General features: G+C 71.2%; 13 protein-coding genes. 6 read left to right on the forward strand and 7 right to left on the reverse strand.

Going from position 1 to position 17930, the window contains the following annotated elements:
* Positions 1 to 63: 63 nt before the first annotated feature.
* Positions 64 to 5532, forward strand: a complete 5469-nt coding sequence (locus NLI01S_RS13245) for an ATP-binding protein (RefSeq protein WP_067604179.1) — start codon at positions 64 to 66, stop codon at positions 5530 to 5532.
* 236 nt (positions 5533 to 5768) lie between these two features.
* On the opposite strand, the gene NLI01S_RS13250 is transcribed toward NLI01S_RS13245, so the two are convergent.
* From NLI01S_RS13250 to NLI01S_RS25720, 3 genes are all read right to left on the reverse strand, one after another.
* Positions 5769 to 6689, reverse strand: a complete 921-nt coding sequence (locus NLI01S_RS13250) for a serine hydrolase (RefSeq protein ID WP_067604180.1) — start codon at positions 6687 to 6689, stop codon at positions 5769 to 5771.
* Positions 6690 to 6988: 299 nt separating this feature from the next.
* Complete coding sequence (locus NLI01S_RS13255; RefSeq protein WP_067604182.1) at positions 6989 to 7300, reverse strand: hypothetical protein; 312 nt, start codon at positions 7298 to 7300, stop codon at positions 6989 to 6991.
* Entirely contained in the window at positions 7282 to 7470 is a 189-nt protein-coding gene (locus NLI01S_RS25720) for a hypothetical protein (RefSeq protein WP_157091027.1), read from the reverse strand. The genes NLI01S_RS13255 and NLI01S_RS25720 overlap by 19 nt, the downstream gene beginning before the upstream one ends.
* Positions 7471 to 7621: 151 nt before the next feature.
* On the opposite strand from NLI01S_RS25720, the gene NLI01S_RS13260 reads away from it, so the two are divergent.
* The 5 genes from NLI01S_RS13260 to NLI01S_RS13280 all read left to right on the forward strand — a co-directional run bounded on the left by NLI01S_RS13260 (position 7622) and on the right by NLI01S_RS13280 (position 11856).
* The gene (locus NLI01S_RS13260; RefSeq protein ID WP_067604184.1) at positions 7622 to 7969 is read left to right on the forward strand and encodes a DUF3817 domain-containing protein; all 348 of its coding nucleotides are present in this window, start codon (positions 7622 to 7624) and stop codon (positions 7967 to 7969) included.
* Between the two features lie 277 nt (positions 7970 to 8246).
* Positions 8247 to 9050 carry a peptidoglycan recognition protein family protein gene (locus tag NLI01S_RS13265; RefSeq protein WP_067604186.1) on the forward strand — a complete coding sequence of 268 codons (804 nt, stop codon included), beginning with the start codon at positions 8247 to 8249 and terminating at the stop codon, positions 9048 to 9050.
* Between the two features lie 159 nt (positions 9051 to 9209).
* Positions 9210 to 10031, forward strand: a complete 822-nt coding sequence (locus NLI01S_RS13270; protein WP_067604188.1) for an alpha/beta fold hydrolase — start codon at positions 9210 to 9212, stop codon at positions 10029 to 10031.
* Between the two features lie 110 nt (positions 10032 to 10141).
* The gene (locus NLI01S_RS13275) at positions 10142 to 11227 is read left to right on the forward strand and encodes an S-(hydroxymethyl)mycothiol dehydrogenase (RefSeq protein ID WP_067604191.1); all 1086 of its coding nucleotides are present in this window, start codon (positions 10142 to 10144) and stop codon (positions 11225 to 11227) included.
* Positions 11224 to 11856: an MBL fold metallo-hydrolase gene (locus NLI01S_RS13280; RefSeq protein ID WP_067604193.1), complete on the forward strand. Its 633-nt coding sequence runs from the start codon at positions 11224 to 11226 to the stop codon at positions 11854 to 11856. The genes NLI01S_RS13275 and NLI01S_RS13280 overlap by 4 nt, the downstream gene beginning before the upstream one ends.
* A gap of 88 nt (positions 11857 to 11944) precedes the next feature.
* Here the strand turns inward: NLI01S_RS13280 and NLI01S_RS13285 are convergent, their stop codons facing one another.
* Genes NLI01S_RS13285 through NLI01S_RS13300 form a run of 4 tightly spaced genes read right to left on the reverse strand, consistent with a single transcriptional unit; the run spans position 11945 to position 17836 of the window.
* Entirely contained in the window at positions 11945 to 13480 is a 1536-nt protein-coding gene (locus tag NLI01S_RS13285; RefSeq protein WP_067604195.1) for a serine/threonine protein kinase, read from the reverse strand.
* Positions 13477 to 15786, reverse strand: a complete 2310-nt coding sequence (locus NLI01S_RS13290) for a transglutaminase-like domain-containing protein (RefSeq protein WP_067604197.1) — start codon at positions 15784 to 15786, stop codon at positions 13477 to 13479. The genes NLI01S_RS13285 and NLI01S_RS13290 overlap by 4 nt, the downstream gene beginning before the upstream one ends.
* Positions 15774 to 16904, reverse strand: a complete 1131-nt coding sequence (locus tag NLI01S_RS13295) for a DUF58 domain-containing protein (RefSeq protein WP_067604199.1) — start codon at positions 16902 to 16904, stop codon at positions 15774 to 15776. Before NLI01S_RS13295 ends, NLI01S_RS13290 begins: the two co-directional genes overlap by 13 nt.
* A complete protein-coding gene (locus tag NLI01S_RS13300) occupies positions 16904 to 17836 on the reverse strand; it encodes an AAA family ATPase (protein ID WP_067604272.1) in 933 nt (310 codons plus the stop codon). Before NLI01S_RS13300 ends, NLI01S_RS13295 begins: the two co-directional genes overlap by 1 nt.
* Positions 17837 to 17930: the final 94 nt, after the last annotated feature.

Raw genomic sequence — 17930 nt, forward strand, 5'->3', positions numbered from 1 at the left:
ACGCCGGGGCCGTCTCTCAGTCGCCGCGCGCACATCATTGGTCTTACAGAAGGGCTCATCCGCGTGTTCAGTCGTGTCGCCATCGTGAACCGTGGTGAGGCCGCCATGCGGCTCATCCACGCCGTCCGTGACATCGCCGCGGAGAGCGGAACACCGATCGAGACCGTCGCCCTGCACACCGACGTCGACCGCACGGCCGCGTTCGTGCGCGAGGCCGACCTGGCCTACGACCTCGGTCCCGCCGCCTCTCGCCCCTACCTGGACATGGAGGTGTTGGAGCGCGCCCTGGTGGACTCGGGCGCCGACGCCGCCTGGGTCGGGTGGGGTTTCGTCGCCGAGGATCCGGCCTTCGCCGAACTGTGCGAACGCGTCGGGGTCACCTTCGTCGGCCCCTCGCCGGAGGCCATGCGCAGGCTGGGCGACAAGATCGGCGCCAAGCTCATCGCCGAGGAGGTCGGGGTACCGGTCGCCCCGTGGAGCCGTGGCGCGGTCGAGAGCCTCGAAGAGGCCCTGGCCGCGGGTGAGCGAATCGGTTATCCGTTGATGCTCAAGGCCACCGCAGGTGGCGGTGGGCGCGGCATCCGCGTCATCAACGACGGCGCGGAGCTCGCCGAGGCCTACGAGCGCACCAGCCAGGAGGCCGCCCGGGCCTTCGGCAGCGGCATCGTGTTCCTGGAGCGCCTGGTCACCGGCGCCCGCCACGTCGAGGTCCAGGTCATCGCCGACGGTCAGGGCACCGCTTGGGCGCTGGGCGTGCGCGACTGCTCGGTACAGCGCCGCAACCAGAAGGTCATCGAGGAGTCCGCCTCCCCGCTGCTGAGCCCGGAGCAGACCAAGGAGCTCAAGGAGTCTGCAGAGCGGCTGGCCGTCGCGGTGGACTACCGCGGCGCCGCCACCGTGGAATTCCTCTACCACCCCGGTGAGAAGCTGTTCGCGTTCTTGGAGGTCAACACCCGCCTTCAGGTCGAGCACCCCATCACCGAGGCCACCACCGGGTTCGACCTGGTGCGCGGCCAGCTGCACGTGGCCGGCGGGGGGAGGCTGGAGGGCGCGGCCCCGGCCGAGCGCGGGCACGCGGTGGAGGCCCGGCTCAACGCCGAGGACCCCGACCGCGACTTCGCCCCCTCCCCCGGGCGCATCGCCCGCCTGGACCTGCCCGCGGGCCCCGGCATCCGCGTGGACACCGGTGTGGCCGAGGGCGACACCATCCCCGCCGACTTCGACTCCATGATCGCCAAGATCATCGCCTACGGGAGTGACCGCGAGCAGGCGATGGCGCGTCTGCGTCGGGCGATGCGCGAGACCACCGTGATCATCGAGGGCGGTGCCACCAACAAGAGCTTCGTGCTGGACCTGCTGGACCGACCCGAGGTGATCGACGCCTCCGCCGACACCGGGTGGATCGACCGGGTGCGCGCCGAGGGCGACCTGGTCTCGCACCGGCACTCCGCGGTGGCCCTGTCGGCCGCCGCCATCGAGGCTTACGAGGAAGAGGAGCGGGTCGAGCGACAGCGGCTGCTGTCCACCGCCTTCGGTGGGCGCCCCCAGGTGCAGCACGAGAGCGGTCGCCCGCTCGACCTGAAGCTGCGGGGGGTCGGCTACCGGGTACGGGTGGCGCGTCTGGGCGCCGACCGGTTCCGGGTGGTCGTGGCGTCCGGAGAGGACACGCGCACCGCCGACGTGGAGCTGGAGCGCTTCGACCGGCACAGCGGTCGCATCACCGTCAACGGCTCCCGCCACCACCTGCTCATCGGCGCCCACGGCCCGGTCCACCTGGTGGAGGTCGACGGTGTGGCGCACCGTGTGAGCCTGGACGAGGGCGGCGTGCTGCGTTCGCCCACGCCCGCCCTGGTGGTCGCCACCCCGGTGGCGGTCGGCGCCGAGGTCGAGGCCGGCGCTCCGGTGTTGGTGCTGGAGAGCATGAAGATGGAGACGGTGCTGCGCGCGCCGTTCCGCGCACGCCTGAAGGAGTGCACGGTGATCGTGGGCGCTCAGGTGGAGACCGGCGCCCCGCTGCTGCGTCTTGAGCCGCTGGCCGACACCGAGGAGGCCGAGGAGGCCGACACCGCCCCGGTCGAGCTCGACCTTCCCTCCCCGTCCGAGGACGTCCCCGTGGTCGAGCGTCTCGCGCGTGGCCGCGAGGACCTGCTCGGCCTGCTGTTGGGCTTCGACGTCGACCCGTTGGACGAGCGCCGGGTGTTCGACGAGTACCTGGCGGCCCGACACGAGGCGGTCTCCGCCGGCCACCGCCCCCTGGCCGCCGAGCTGGACCTGCTCGACGTGTTCGCCGACCTGGCCGATCTGAGCCGCAACCGGCCCGCCGGTGCGGACGACGTCGGCGACACCCACGTGCACAGCCCCCGCGAGTACCTGCACACCTACCTGCAGAGTCTGGACGTGGAGCGGGCCGGGCTGCCCGAGTCGTTCCAGACCAGGCTGTCCCGTGCCCTGGCGCACTACGGGGTGACCGACCTGGAGCGCACCCCCGAACTGGAGGCCGCGGTCTTCCGCGTCTTCCTCGCCCAGCAGCGTTCTTCCAGCGACGCGCGCCTGGTCACCGGTCTGCTGCGCGCCTGGCTACAGGACGCTCCGCCCGAGGCCGAGTTGCACGAGCCCACCGGTCTGGCCCTGGAACGGCTCGTGGCCGCCACCCAGGTTCGCTTCCCGGCCGTGGCCGACCTCGCCCGAGGCGTGGTGTTCGCGTGGTTCGGTCAGCCCATGCTGCGCCGACACCGCGCCCAGGTCTACGCCGAGGTGCGCCGTCACCTGCGTCACCTGGACCAGAACCCGGACTCGCCCGAGCGCGCCGAGCGCGTGGCCGCCATGGTGCGCACCACCGAACCGCTGGTGCGCCTGCTCGGTCAGCGACTGGTCCGCGCCGACCTGGACAACGCCGTGCTGTTGGAGGTGCTGACCCGCCGTTACTACGGCAACAAGGGTCTGGCCGACGTGCGCACCACACGTGGTTCGGGGTGCACCTACGTGGTGGCCGAACGCGCCGGGGTGCGCCTGGTGTCGGCCGCCGTCGGGTTCGAGAACCTGGGAGACGCGGTCCGGGGCCTGGCCGAGCACGCCCAGGGCGACCTTCCGGTGGACGCCGACCTGTACCTGTCCTGGGAGAAGCAGCCCGAGGACTTCGACGCGACGGCAGCCGCTCTGCACCAGGCCGTGAACCTGCACCCGATGCCCGCGGGCGTGCGCCGCCTGACCACCACCGTCGCCGGTCGCGACGGCTCGGTCATGCACCACCACTTCACGTTCCGTCCCTCCTCCTCCGGTTTGGAGGAGGACCGGCTCATCCGCGGGCTGCACCCGCACATCGCCGAGCGCATGCAGATGGAGCGCTGGAACCGGTTCGACCTGACCCGTCTGCCGTCCGCGGACGAGGAGGTGTACCTGTTCCGGGCCGTGGCGCGGGAGAACCCCTCCGACAACCGGCTGGTCGCCTTCACCCAGATCCGCGACCTGACCGAGCTGCGCGACCACGAGGGCAGGCTCATCTCCCTGCCCACCGCCGAGAACACCATCGCCACCTGCCTGGACTCGATCCGTCGCGCCCAGGCCGGACGACCGAAGAAGAAGCGGTTCGACACCAACCGGATCGTCATGTACGTGTGGCCCCCGGTCGGCATCACCGACGAGGAGATCCAGGCGATCGGGCGGCGGGTCCTGCCCACCGTCGCCGGGGCCGGTCTGGAGGAGATCCTCTTCATCGCGCGCCGTCGCGACGCCGAGACCGGTGAGCTGGTCAAGACGGCGGTACGGGTGCCCTTCGACGCCACCGGCGAACCGGGCCTGGCCATCGGTGGTCTGTCCACCGAGCCGGTCGAACCGGTCGACGACTACCGCCAGAAGGTGCTGCGCGCCGGCAGCCGCAACACCGTCTACCCCTACGAGCTCACCGACCTGCTCGGCGACTTCGTCGAGCACGACCTGGACGAGCACCACGCGCTGGTTCCGGTGGACCGCCCCAAGGGACGCAACTCCGCGGCGATCGTCGCCGGTGTGGTCACCACCCGCACCCGACGCCACCACGAGGGCATGAGCCGGGTGGTGCTGCTGGGCGACCCCACCAAGTCGCTGGGCGCGCTGTCGGAGGCCGAGTGCCGCCGGGTCATCGCGGCTCTGGACCTGGCCGAGCGGATGGACGTTCCGCTGGAATGGTACGCGCTGTCCGCGGGCGCCCGCATCTCCATGGACTCGGGCACCGAGAACATGGACTGGGTGGCCGCGGCGCTCAAGCGCATCGTGGAGTTCACCCAGGACGGCCGTGAGATCAACATCGTCGTGGCGGGCATCAACGTCGGCGCGCAACCGTACTGGAACGCCGAGGCGACGATGCTCATGCACACCAAGGGCATCCTGGTGATGACCCCGGACTCGGCGATGGTACTCACCGGCAAGCAGTCGCTGGACTTCTCCGGTGGCGTGTCGGCCGAGGACAACCACGGCATCGGCGGCTACGACCGGGTCATGGGCCCCAACGGGCAGGCCCAGTACTGGGCGCCCAACCTCATCGCCGCCCGCGACATCCTCATGGCGCACTACGAGCACACCTACATCGCGCCGGGTGAGCAGGCTCCGCGACGGGCCGCGACCTCCGACCCCGCCGACCGGGACGTCTCGGACTTCCCGCACGTGGTGGAGGGCAGCGACTTCACCACCGTCGGGGAGATCTTCTCCAGTGCGGCCAACCCCGACCGCAAGAAGCCGTTCGACATCCGAACCGTGATGCGGGCGCTGTCGGACCAGGACCATCCGGTGCTGGAGCGCTGGGCCGGCATGGCCGAGGCCGACACCGCGGCGGTGCAGGACGTGCACTTGGGCGGGATCCCGGTGTGCCTGTTGGGCATCGAGTCGCGGTCGGTGCCGCGACGCGGTTTCCCGCCGGCGGACGGCCCCGACACCTACACCGCGGGCACCCTGTTCCCGCAGTCGTCGAAGAAGGCGGCACGGGCGATCAACGCCGCCAGCGGCAACCGTCCACTGGTGGTGCTGGCCAACCTGTCGGGCTTCGACGGATCGCCGGAGTCCATGCGCAGGCTCCAGTTGGAGTACGGCGCGGAGATCGGTCGGGCGATCGTGAACTTCGAGGGCCCGATCGTGTTCTGCGTGATCTCCCGGTACCACGGTGGTGCGTTCGTGGTCTTCTCCAAGGCGCTCAACCCGAACATGACGGTGCTGGCCCTGGAGGGCTCGTTCGCGTCGGTGTTGGGCGGCGCCCCGGCCGCCGCGGTGGTCTTCTCCGGTGAGGTCAACGCCCGTACCGCGGCCGACCCGCGGGTCGGGGAACTGGAGGGACGTCTGGCCGAGTCCTCAGGGACGGGGCGGGCGACCCTGGCCGCCGAGCTGGAGGAGGTTCGTGCCTCGGTGCGTTCGGAGAAGCTGGGCGAGGTGGCCGCGGAGTTCGACCGGGTGCACAGCATCCAGCGGGCCGTCGAGGTGGGTTCGGTGGACGCGGTGATCCGCGCCGCCGAGATGCGTCCGCGCATCATCGAGGCCATCGAGGCGCACCAGGGCGCTCAGCGGTAACCGGTAAGCGAAAGGGGCCCACCGAGAACTCTCGGCGGGCCCCTTTCACGCTCGGGTGGGCCGGCACGGCGGTCGCCTCACGGCGGATGGCACAACAGGGTTCCTGCCACCTGACGGTGCGGTATTCCCTGAAGGCTGTGTGTAGAGCCCGGGGGACACTTGATACCGCGCCGACCCACCACGTGTAACGGGCCCACCCCCTCCCCTATTCCACCTCCGTCCTCATCGATGAAAGATCACGACCGGTCGGATCCGTCGGAGACCTGCTCGGAATCGGAGAGCCTGGTGAGCGGGGTGCGGACGCTCCCTCCGGTGAGGACGGTGTGGACACCGACCGCCACGGACTCGATGGTCTCGACCCCGTACTGCATACCAGGGGCGTCCGCGGTGCCGTCGGTGAGCACCACCAGGTCGTAGTCGCCGATCGGGGTGTCCTGGAACCCACCGATGCTGTTGATCCGCCAGGTGTCGGTGTCCGGGTAGGGCAACCACCCGTTCTTCAGGTACACGGTGGCGTCTGCGGGAGCCCCGGTGGGCACGCCCCAGCGCTGTTCGTCGATCACGTCGCCCATGAGCCCGCGCGCGTAGTCCCTCTGGCCCGCGCCGAGCACGTCGTTGTCGGTGCGCAGCAGTTCGAGGAGGGTGAGCTGGTCGTCGGCGGTGATCTTCATGAGACCGACGAAGCCGTCCGGGTGCAGGACGGTGTCGTCCATGCCCGCCAGGTCGAGGAAGTCCTGGATGCGTTCGGCTCCGAGTCGATCGCGCAGCTCAACCGCGGAGTCGTTACCGGACACCGTGATCATGTCGGTGGCGAGATCGTCCTCGCTGTCGGTGAGTTCGCGGTCCTCGTCCATGGTCAGGCGCAGCAGCGCCCCGAGGACCACCACCTTGCCCACGCTGGCGGCGTCGAACTCGGCGGTGGGGTCGAGTCCGCACCGGAGGTCGCCGTCGTGGGCGGACACCCCCACCGAGACACGTCCGTCGCGTGCCTCGACCCGCTCACGGATCTCCTCGGAGAGGCGTTCGGCGACCTCGGGGTGGGTGTCGGAGGCGCAGACGGGGTTCTGGATGTCGGCGGCCGCGTTGGTCGGTACCAGCAGGGTGAGTCCCAGGGCACAGGTGGCGGTGAGGGCGACGGGGGTTCGATTCGTGGGCATGCGGTGTGTCCCTCCAAGGGGGCGTCGACCGCCACACCGACCCCGGCCGCGACCAGGGCACGGCGCAGGGTGTTCGAACGTCGATTCGCCGTCCATGGTGCCGCATGGGCGGCGCTTTCGCCCACGACACTCCGCGAGATTCACGGGTGGGGCCGCGTTCGGCCGGCCTGGAAGGCCTACGGGTCGTTGCCGATCAGCGGGCCGAGCAACACGGTCACCCCCGCCGCGACCCGGGAACGCCTCGGCGTGCAGAGGGGACGGTTCCGCGTCGTGGACGCGGAACCGGACGCGGACCTGGATCAGTCGTCCTCTTCCTCGTGGTGGTCGAGGTCGGTGGTGTGCCTGCGCCAGTAGCCGGTCCGCCTCGCTGGTCCGGTTGCGCACGAAGCCGAGTGCGGCCGTTTGGAGGGCCCCGCACTGAAGGATCCGAAGAACCCGTTGAAGACGGCGATCGCGTAGATCGCCCACAACCAGGGTTCGTTGGGCAGGAGCGTCTTGGCGGCCGGCGCTCCGAAGCCGAAGATGGAGATGAGCCGGGCGACGAAGACGAGCCTGAACTCGCGGCTCAGCCGGAGGGGACCGATGTCGACCATCAGCTGGGAGAGTTCCACGGGGTCCTTCGCGGGTGGTGGGTGGCGTCGTTGCGGTTCACCGACTCCAGGCCCGCGACGACCTCGGCGGGTTCGATGCGCACCCCGCCGATCTCGACCTGGTCGTCGGCGCGTCTCAGGTAAACGTCGGCGCGCCCCGTGCGCATCCCCCGGGAGACGGGCGAAACCACGCGAGAGTGAGGTGGCCGTCACCTGGAAGTCGCGCTCCGATCGGGCCGACGACTCCACAACCCCGGGTCCGGCCCCCGACAAGGGTGTCCTAACCTGATGAAGGCCGCCCCCGCAGCACGTCGCGCCTTGCCACGAACCCGAGGAACCACCTTGAACTTCAATTCCCTGTCCGCCCTGGCCTTCCGCGTGGTGGCCGTATTCGAGGCCTTCACCTGGGTCGGGCTCTTGGCCGGCATGTACTTCAAGTACCTGGGCAACGGCAGCGAGCTCGGCGTACAGATCTTCGGCCCGCTGCACGGTGGGGCCTTCGTGGCGTACGGACTGGTCGCCCTGTTGGTCGCCTACCGATTCCGGTGGGGCGCCTGGCCGACCCTGGTGGCGCTGGCCGCGTCGGTTCCTCCGCTGGGCACCCTCCTCGCGGACTGGTGGTTGCACCGGACCGGACGCCTGAACCCCGAGCGCGCCAAGACCGGGCAAACGCCCGAACCGGTGGCCTGATCCCACCGTTCGAAACGAATCCCCGAGCGGGTCACGATTCCTTTCGTGACCCGCTCTCGTCGTTTCCGCCGAACCCGGACCCCGTCGGCCACTTCAGCCACAGGAGGTCACTCCCCTACCTCAGAATGATCTTCCCGAGAAGGGGTGTAAAAGGTTTACCAATTGACCGATAGCGGACAACAGAAACTTTCATTGACCCCTTTGCGTGCGGAAAGGGATCCGTGTTCAGTTGTGACCGCCAAGTAACCTCCCCGATCCGAGAAGGGCTCCCCCCGCTATGTGTCAGCAAGATGGACCCGCACGTCGCACGGTCTTGCAGGGAGCGGCCGTCGCCTCCGGCGCCGCCCTCGTCGCAGGTGCCGGTGTGGCCACCGCGAACGCCCAGACCCGGGCCGCGGCGGCCGAACCGGCGATGTACTTCCGCGCCGACTGGAACGCCCGACCACCGTCGAGCCCCGTCCAGGTCCTGGCGGCCCCTCCCACCCACGTGGTCGTCCACCACACCGCGACCCCCAACAGCACCGACTACTCCGAGGCCCACGCCCTGGCGCTGTCCAGGTCGATCCAGAACCACCACATGGACACCCAGGGCTGGATCGACGCGGGCCAGCAGTTCACCATCAGCCGTGGCGGGCACCTGATGGAGGGTCGCAACCTCGCCGTCGTGGCCGTCCGCGAGGGCACCCACTGCGTCGGCACCCACGTCGCCGACCACAACGGCACCACCGTGGGCATCGAGAACGAGGGCATCTACATGGAGGAGGGCCCCACCCAGGAGCTCACCGACAGGCTCATCGAAACCCTCGCCTGGTTGTGCGGTGCCTACGGCCTCGACCCGCAGCAGGCCATCGTGGGGCACCGCGACTTCAACTCCACCGCCTGCCCCGGTGACGTGCTCTACGCGATGTTGCCCGAGCTGCGCGACGCGGTGAGCGGTCTGATGGCCGCCCAGGGCATGGAGTCCGGTACCGCCGACGTGGCGGCCGAGGACCGTCCCACCTATCCGTCGGCCCCCGAGGACGAGCCCCGGCGCGAGTTCTTCCACGGCCCCGGTCGCGGAGCCGACGACTTCAGCCGCTGATCACCGGATACGACGACTCCCCGCTCGTCGTCGACTGACAGGGGGCGGCGCCACCGGAGAGGCGCCGCCCCCTCTTCGTCCCCGGGACCGGCGCCCCGTTTCCGTCGGAGGACTCCGCTGGCCTCGGAGCGCTCGACGAACGTGGAAGGGAATCCGGTGATGGCGTTGTCGGAACCGATGGAGGAGTTCGCGTCCACCGAGGGAACGGTGCGTTGGCGGGCGACCGGGTCGGGAGAGCCCGTGGTGCTACTGCACGGCACCCCGTTCTCGTCCTACGTGTGGCGGGAGGTCGCCGGCGCCTTGTCCGACCGGTACCGGGTCCACACCTGGGACATGCCCGGGTACGGCGCCTCGGAGAAATGCGCGGGCCAGCGGGTCTCCCTGGCCGCGCAGGGGCGGGTGTTCACCGAACTACTCGCCCACTGGGGGCTGGACCGACCCCGGGTGGTGGCGCACGACTTCGGCGGGGCGGTGGCGTTGCGCGCCCACCTGCTGCACAACGCCGCCTACTCCCGGCTGGCCCTGGTCTCCCCGGTGGCGCTTGCCCCGTGGGGGTCGCCGTTCTTCCGGCTGGTGGGCGAGAACACCGAGGTGTTCGAGCAATTGCCGCCGGCTCTGCACCGTGCCCTGGTCACCGAGTACGTGAGTTCGGCGAGCGCCGTCGGGCTGCGACCGGACGTGCTCCAAGCCCTGGTGGACCCTTGGACGGGCGCCGGGGGACAGCCCGCGTTCTACAGACAGATCCAGCAGGCCGATCAGGCGCACACCGACGAGATCCAGGGCTCCTACCCCGAGCTGGACCTGCCGGTACTGCTGGCCTGGGGCGAACAGGACACCTGGATCCCACCGGAGCGCGACCGCGAACTCGCGCGGTTGATCCCTGACGTGGTCACCCGCCCCATCGACGGCGCCGGCCACCTGGTCCAGCTGGACGCTCCCGCCCGGCTCACCGCCGCCCTGCTCGACTTCCTCCGGGAGTGACCGACCCGCGTCCACCGGAGTGGGATACCGGTGGGGCGGGTGTGGAATGGTGAGCGATGAGCGGCGCGCCACGTGCCGCGGACCGGCCACCATGGACGACAGGAGCTCACATGTCCCAACGAGTGCAAGGTGTCATCTCACGCGCCAAGGGGGCGCCGGTGGAACTCACCACCATCGTCGTCCCGGACCCCGGACCGGGCGAAGCGGTGGTGCGGATCCAGGCCTGTGGGGTCTGCCACACCGACCTGCACTACCGGGAGGGCGGGATCAACGACGAGTTCCCCTTCCTGCTCGGCCACGAGGCCGCGGGGACGGTGGAGTCAGTGGGCGAGGACGTCACCGGTCTCGAACCGGGCGACTACGTGATCCTGAACTGGCGGGCGGTGTGCGGGAAGTGCCGGGCGTGCGCCCGAGGCCGCCACCAGTACTGCTTCGACACCCACAACGCCACGCAGAAGATGACCCTGGAGGACGGCACCGAGCTCTCCCCCGCGCTGGGCATCGGCGCGTTCGCGGAGAAGACCCTGGTGGCCGCGGGCCAGTGCACCAAGGTGGACCCGACCGCTTCGGCGGCCGCGGCCGGCCTGCTCGGTTGCGGAATCATGGCCGGGATCGGCGCGGCCGTCAACACCGGCGGGGTCACCCGCGGCGACTCGGTGGCGGTCATCGGCTGCGGTGGCGTGGGCAGCGCCGCCGTGGCCGGGGCCCGTCTGGCCGGGGCGAACCGGATCATCGCCGTGGACCTGGAGGACCGGAAGCTGGACTGGGCGCGCGGCTTCGGCGCCACCCACACCGTCAACGCCTCCCAGACCGACCCGGTCGAGGCGATCCGGGAACTCACCGGTGGGTTCGGCGCGGACGTGGTGATCGACGCCGTCGGCAACCCCAAGACCTACGAGCAGGCGTTCTACGCCCGTGACCTGGCCGGCACCGTGGTGTTGGTGGGGGTGCCCACCCCGGAGATGAAGCTGGAGCTGCCGCTGTTGGACGTGTTCGGTCGCGGTGGGGCGCTCAAGTCGTCCTGGTACGGGGACTGTCTGCCCTCCCGCGACTTCCCGATGCTCATCGACCTCTACACCCAGGGCAGACTGGACCTGGACGGATTCGTCACCGAGGAGATCGGTATCGGTGACATCGAAGAGGCCTTCGCCCGCATGGAGCGCGGCGACGTACTGCGATCGGTGGTGCGACTGTGAGTGACGCGCGAGTGGAACACCTGACCACGTCCGGGGTCTTCACCCTGGACGGTGGCTCCTGGGAGGTGGACAACAACGTCTGGTTGTTCGGTGACGACGAGGAGGTCGTGGTCATCGACGCCCCGCACGACGCCGACACCATCGTCGAGGCGGTGAACGGACGCCGGGTGGTGGCGGTGGTGTGCACGCACGGCCACAACGACCACGTCAACGCAGCGCCCGCGCTGGCCGACATGGTGGACGCGCCCATCCTGTTGCACCCCGACGACCGGGTGCTGTGGGACATGACCCACCCCGACCGCGCCCCGGACGGGGAACTGGCCGACGGCCAGGTGGTGAAGGTGGCCGGCACCGAGCTGCGGGTCATCCACACCCCGGGGCACGCGCCGGGCGCGGTGTGCCTGTACGCGCCGGAGGCGGGCGTGCTGTTCAGCGGGGACACCCTGTTCCAGGGCGGACCGGGGGCGACGGGTCGGTCCTACTCGGACTTCCCGACCATCGTGGCCTCCATCCGGGACCGTTTGCTTTCCCTGCCGAAGGAGACCGTGGTCAACACCGGTCACGGTGACTCCACCACGATCGGCGCCGAGGCCCCGCACCTGCAGGAGTGGATCGACCGGGGCGCCTGAGCCCCCGGTGTTCGGCCATGCCAGGGGCCCCGCACCCGTTCCGTGCGGGTGCGGGGCTCCGGTGTTCTTGCGTTCGGTCCCCTCGCCCTCAGGTTCCGGACGAGCGCTCGGTACAGACCTCGTCCGACACCGCGATCTCGTCGACGCCGAGCACCGCGATGACGATGAAGCAGTACTCCTGGGACGGTTCCAGGGCGTTGACCCGAACGGAGACGGTCCCCGGTTCGGCGTCGGCGAGGTTGCCCGGGTCCTGCCCGGCCACACCACCGATGACCTGGTGGGGCGCATCCACACCGGTGTTGTCGATCCACGACACCACCACCGTGTGGCCCTGGTCCGCCAACTCGACGTCCGTGGGACGGGCCTCCTCGACCCGTGCGGCCGCCGGCGCCGGTGGGTCTTGGGCCTCGGACGGTGCCCCGCTCTCGGGAGCCGTCCGGGGTTCGGTCGGGCTCTCCCGCGCCCGTTCGACCAGCCTGTCACCGGCGTCGGGGCGTAGAACGGCCACGGCGCCCAATCCGAAGGCGAGGACCACGACGGCCGCGACCGTGATCATGACGGCCCATGGACGGCCCACCGACGGGGTGCTCGGTGCCCCCGCCCGAAGTGGTTCGGGGGGTCGCGGCGGTGTCGGGACCTCGACGTGCTCTTCGCCGTCTTCGGGTGTCTCCGTGGCCGGTCTTCGTTCCTCTGACCCGGGGACCCGCGGGTCCCCTCCACCACTCCAGCCCGGGAGGGCGGCCCAGGCCGCGTCGGGGTTCTGCCGAAGGAATTCGTCGACACCAACGGGCTCGGGAGCGGTGGGCACCTCGTCATCGTGGTCCTCCGCCGCCAAGGCATCGGCGAACGCGGCCGCGTCGGGATACCGTTCGTCCGGTTCCCGGGCCACGGCGCGTTCCAGGACGGAGCGCAGCCCGGCCGGTAGGTCGGCACGGGGCAGGCGTGGTGGATCGGTGGCCAACACCTTGTCGCGGTAGGCGAAGGGGTCGAGGCCGGGGTCGGGCCCCTGCGCGAAGGGCGGATGCCCGGCCAGGAGCGTCCACAACGTGGTGCCGAGTCGGTGGACGTCCGAGGCCGGTCCGCCCGGTTCTCCTCGCAGGATCTCCGGTGGGGTGTGGGCGATGGCCATCGGGTCGGGGGCCACCGGCCCGGGCCGTTCACCGATGGGCAGGACGCCTCCGGCGTCCGTGAGGGCCGCCCCGCCCGGGGCGCGCAGCAGGTTTGCCGGCTCCACCCCGTGGTGGAGCAGGCCGCGTTCATGCAGTGACCGCAAGGTGTCCGCGACCGAACGGGCCACGGTCAGCACTTCCGCCAGGGGCAGCGGACCACGGTCGGCCAGGGCCGCGGCGTAGTCACCCTCCGGATGGTGCTCCAACACGGCGAACGCGCGGCCGGACGAAGTCTCACCGGTCCCGATCACCCGGATCATGCCCGGCAGGTCCGAGAGCTCACGCGCCCGCTCGACCTCGGCCCGGCCATGCTCGTCTCTGACGACCTTGAGCACCACCGTGGTGTCGTCACCATCGCGTCCGGCCAGGTAGAGGGTGGAGGACGCACCGCGATAGAGGATCTGTGGGGAGTGGTACCCGGGGGCGAGTCTGTCGTCGGATCCGCTCGTGCTCATCGCTGCCCTCTCCACGTGCGCGCCTCATGGCCCCGGTCCCGCCACAGCAGCGGTCGGGGGTCGAACCACCAGGTCAGTCTTTTGATGCGGGGCCGAGTCGCCCGCAGGCTCCGCAGGTGGGTGCGCACGGTGGTCGCGGCGCCGTGGGCGACCGCATCGTCCACGTCCCGTCCAGCGCCGAAACCGACGCTGTTGACGGCGTGGGCGAGCCGGTCGAGCCCGGGGGCGTGGTCCGAACCGGGCACCCGGTCGCGGGCGGCGGCCACGGTCGCGCTGACCGTGCTTCCGGGCGACAGCGGCACCGATGCCTGGCGCAGACCGTCGAGGAGTTCGCGCCAGGCGCCCAGGACGCGGACGTTCGGTGGGCCGGACCCCAGACGGATCCGGGTGCGCACCATCCGTCCGAGTGGGATCGACAGGAACAGCGTGAGAAGGCAGCCGCTCATGGTCAGGCCTATGGTCCACCCGCGCTGGTCGGGTTCGTCTCGCCCCGGCGCGGTGACGGCGTGGTCGTCGGAGGCCGAACCCTCGTAGTCCTCGGCCTCGGTGCCCTCGGGATCCTGGACGTCCTGTTCCGCGGTGTCCTCGGTGCCGTGCTCGTCCCGCCCACCGGGGGTGACGGCGAAGGGGACCCAACCGACCCCGTCGAAGTACACCTCGCCCCAGGCCACGGCGTCGCCGCTACGGACCTCGTACTCCCCGCCGCCCTGGTCGGTGCCGGGCGCGAAGCCGACGGCGACCCGGCTGGGCAGCCCGGCGGCCCGGGCGAGCATGGCGAAGGCGCTGGCGAACTGTTCCGACGTGCCCCCGCCGCCCTGCCCTCCGGGGGCCGCCAGGAGTGCGTCGATGTGGGCGTAGCTGTGGCCGCCCGGGGTGTGGGGGTCGAAGGAGTGGGATTCGCGCAGGTAGCGGGCCAGGGCGGTGGCGCGCTGGTAGTAGGGGCCTTCGGCCGCCACCGAAGCGACCACGTCGTTGAGGATGGCGGGGGCACCCGGCGGGAGTTCCCGGTAGTCGTCGTAGACGTCACCGGCGGGCGGGGAGGCCCGGGTCAGGTCCGTGGAGTCCCAGTCCGCGACCTCCCCGACGACCTCGTAGTCCTGTTCGGCGATGGGTCCGTCCATGGTGGCGACGGTGCCCGTACGGGCGTCGTATCCGGGGTCGTCGAGTCCGACCCGTCGGGGGGCGCCGATGACCGGGGCCCAGGCACCGGGCAGGTCCTGCCCCACCCGCACGTGCCCGGAGACGGGGGTGGCCCCGGGCGGAGGGGGAACCGGCGCGGGAAGGACTCCGTCGGCCTTGCGGTACCCGGACTCGGGCAACCAGGTGGTCCCGGTGAAGTCGGCGAGTGCCGCCCACCGTAGCTCCACGGGCCGGTCCGACTCGACGGTGAGCAGGTGCTCGTCGGGTTCCGCGGCCCAACCCGCCAGGTATCCCAGGGGGTTGATGGCCGGTGAGGAGTCCATGGGCGGGGTGAGAACGGTGCGCGGGTCACCGGGTTCGGTCTCCCAGCCGGCGAGCAGGCGGGGCCCGCCGACCAACGCGATGGTGGCGGTGAGGACGCAGATGGATCCGACCACCACGGCCCGGTGGACCCGCGAAGGGACCGAGGGACGCGCGTCCACCTGGATGCTCAGCGCGGCGGCCGCTCCCGTGTGGTCCGCCGTCCCGGTCCCCGAACGTACGGACATGACCAGGACCGCGGCCACCCCGGTAAGGGCGATCGCGGGGAAACCGGGTGGGGCGACGGGTCCGTTGATGACCACGGCGCCGACGAGGAGCAGCAGACCCGGCATCAGGACGAGCCCCCGGCGTTCGGCGCGCCAGGCCAGTGCGGTGGCGGTGCCGGTCAGCCAGGTGGCCAGCAACGGCAGGGTGAGGGTGTCGACGCTGAGCGGGGTGGGCGCGGTGCTGGTGAGGATGCGCGCCCCCGAGTGAAGGAGCGCTTCACCCGCACCGTGCAGGACCCCCTCCCCCTCTCCCGGGCTCCACGCCGCGCTCACCGGCACGGCGGCCAGGGGCACCGGCACACCGAGGAGTACCGTCCGAAGCGCACTGAACCGGGAGCGTAGGAGCAAGGTGAGCACGACGGAGACGATCGCGCAGGCGACCAGGGTCGCGCCGAACGGCCCCGGGGAGGCATAGGAAGACGCCAGGGCGACCCCGCCCGCGGTCGTGGCGAGGATCGGTCCGACGGGGGCGAGCAGGGCCCGGGGCGAGGACGAGGGGGACCACGCCCCCCGCACCGGCGCGGTGGGCGCCTGGCCCGGTGTGTCGTGCTCGGGGACGGAGGTCGTCACCGTGGCCATGGTGCCTCGTTCCAACGGTCGGCGAAGGACACGGCGTCGCCGGCGGTGATGAGTGTGACGGAGGCCGGCGCGGTCGGGCGCTCACGCCCGCCGAGGGCCACCGCGTACAACCCGGGGTAGCGATCCCCCAGCTGCGCGAAGAGGCTGAGGTCGGCCGCGTCCAGGTGGCCGCTGACCAGGATGGCGGTGTCCCCTTCACCGTGGGTTCGGGCCAGGTGGAGGGCGTCGGCCAGGTTCGCGTCGGGGTCGGGTGCGGCCTCGGCCAGCAGGTCGAGCAGGGGCGGCAGACCACCGGTGCTGTCCCTGCCGCGCCCGCCGACCAGCCGGAGTTCGCAGTGCAGGGCGGCGCGCACGCCCGTGGCCAGGAGGGACGCCGCGGCCCCGGCGACCTCGTCCATTCGGTCGACGCCTTCCGGTGTGGGCCGGTCGTCGACCAGAAGGCACACCCGGGCCTGAGAGGTGTCGACGTACTCGCGGACAACGAGCCGGTCCAGGCGTGCCGAGCTGCGCCAGTGGACGTGGCGCAGGTCGTCTCCGGGTGCGTAGTCGCGCAGGGTGTGGAAGGTGAGGGTTCCGGTCCTGGCCCCGTCGACCTCACCGTCGGGGTCGGACACGTTACCGACGGGGACGGCCCGCAGATACCGCCACGGGGGGTGCACCCACACCCGGTCCACGGTGCCGTGGGACCGGCCGCTCGCGGCCAGGCCCAGGGGATCGGAACGTCCCGCCCACAGGGGGCCGAGTTCGATCATTCCGCGACGGAGGGGCTGGATCCAGTAGTCCGAACCTCCGGTGCCGCCCCTGGTCAAGGGTGCCAGGGGGACCTCGTGTTCACCGTCGGGGCCCAGGACCCGTTCGGCGATCCGCACGGAGCGACGTCCGGTGTTGAGGGCCTCCATCCGCACCCGCACCGACCGACCGGGGGTGGTGCGGGTTCCGGTCGGCAGGGATCGGCGCACCGTCACGTCGGCGACACGGCCCACGGTCAGGGCGGCCACGACCACGGCGATGAGGGCGAGCCCCCCGAGCAGGGCGAGTTCCTGGTACTGGGAGAGGATGCCCACGGCCAGTAGCAGCGCCCCCACGGCCGCCACCAGCCACCCCCGTGTGGTCGGCATCAGCGGTTCGCCGTCGCCCCCGGCCCGCCCGGCTGTGGGGTCGGGGTCCCGTCGAGGATCTCCTCGAGTACGTCGATACCGGTGCGGCCACCGACCGAGGCCTCCGGGGACAGCACCAGGCGGTGCGCCCAGACCGGGCGGGCCAGGGTCTGGACGTCCTCCGGGGTGACGTAGGGACGACCACTGGTGAGAGCGAGCATGCGCATCGCTTCGGCCATGGCGACCGTGGCCCGGGTGGACAGCCCCACGCTCAAGGCGTCGTGGGCGCGCGTGGTGTGCGCCAGACGCAGGACGTACTCGTAGACGGTGTCGTCCACATGGGCTCTGCGGGCGGCGGCGCGAGAGCGGGCGATCCTCTCGGCGTCGGTGTGCGTGGTCAGGGAGTCCGGTGAGACGAGACGGTCGCCGCGGATGATGGCGAGTTCGGCGGCGGGGTCCGCGTATCCGACGGTGAGTCGCATCAGGAAGCGGTCCAGCTGGGCCTCCGGCAATCGGTAGGTGCCCGACATCTCCACCGGGTTCTGGGTGGCGACCACCAGGAAGGGTGTGTCCACGCCGTGCCGATGCCCGTCGACCGTGACCGCGCCCTCCTCCATGACCTCCAACAGCGCCGACTGCGTCTTGGGCGAGGCCCGGTTGATCTCGTCCGCCACGACGACGTTGGCGAAGATCGGCCCCTGGTGGAACTCGAACTCCCGGGTGGCCTGGTTGAAGACGGTGACACCGGTGACGTCGGAGGGCAGCAGGTCCGGGGTGAACTGGATCCGGCGCCACCGGCCCTGGACGCCGGCGGCCAGGGCCCGGGCCAGGGTGGTCTTGCCGGTGCCGGGGACGTCCTCCAGCAGGATGTGCCCCTCACAGAGCAGCGCGACCAGGGCGAGCCGGACCACCTCGGTCTTGCCGAGCAGGGCGGTCCCCACGGAGGAGACCATGGAGTCGAACGCGTCCGCTTCGAGGGCCGCTTCGTCCGCGGAGAGGGGAGCGGCGGGACCTTGGAGGTTCACTGGTGTCTTTCGATGTTCGTGG

Origin of the sequence: Nocardiopsis listeri NBRC 13360 (assembly GCF_001570765.1) — a bacterium.
GTDB classification, from domain to species: domain Bacteria; phylum Actinomycetota; class Actinomycetes; order Streptosporangiales; family Streptosporangiaceae; genus Nocardiopsis; species Nocardiopsis listeri.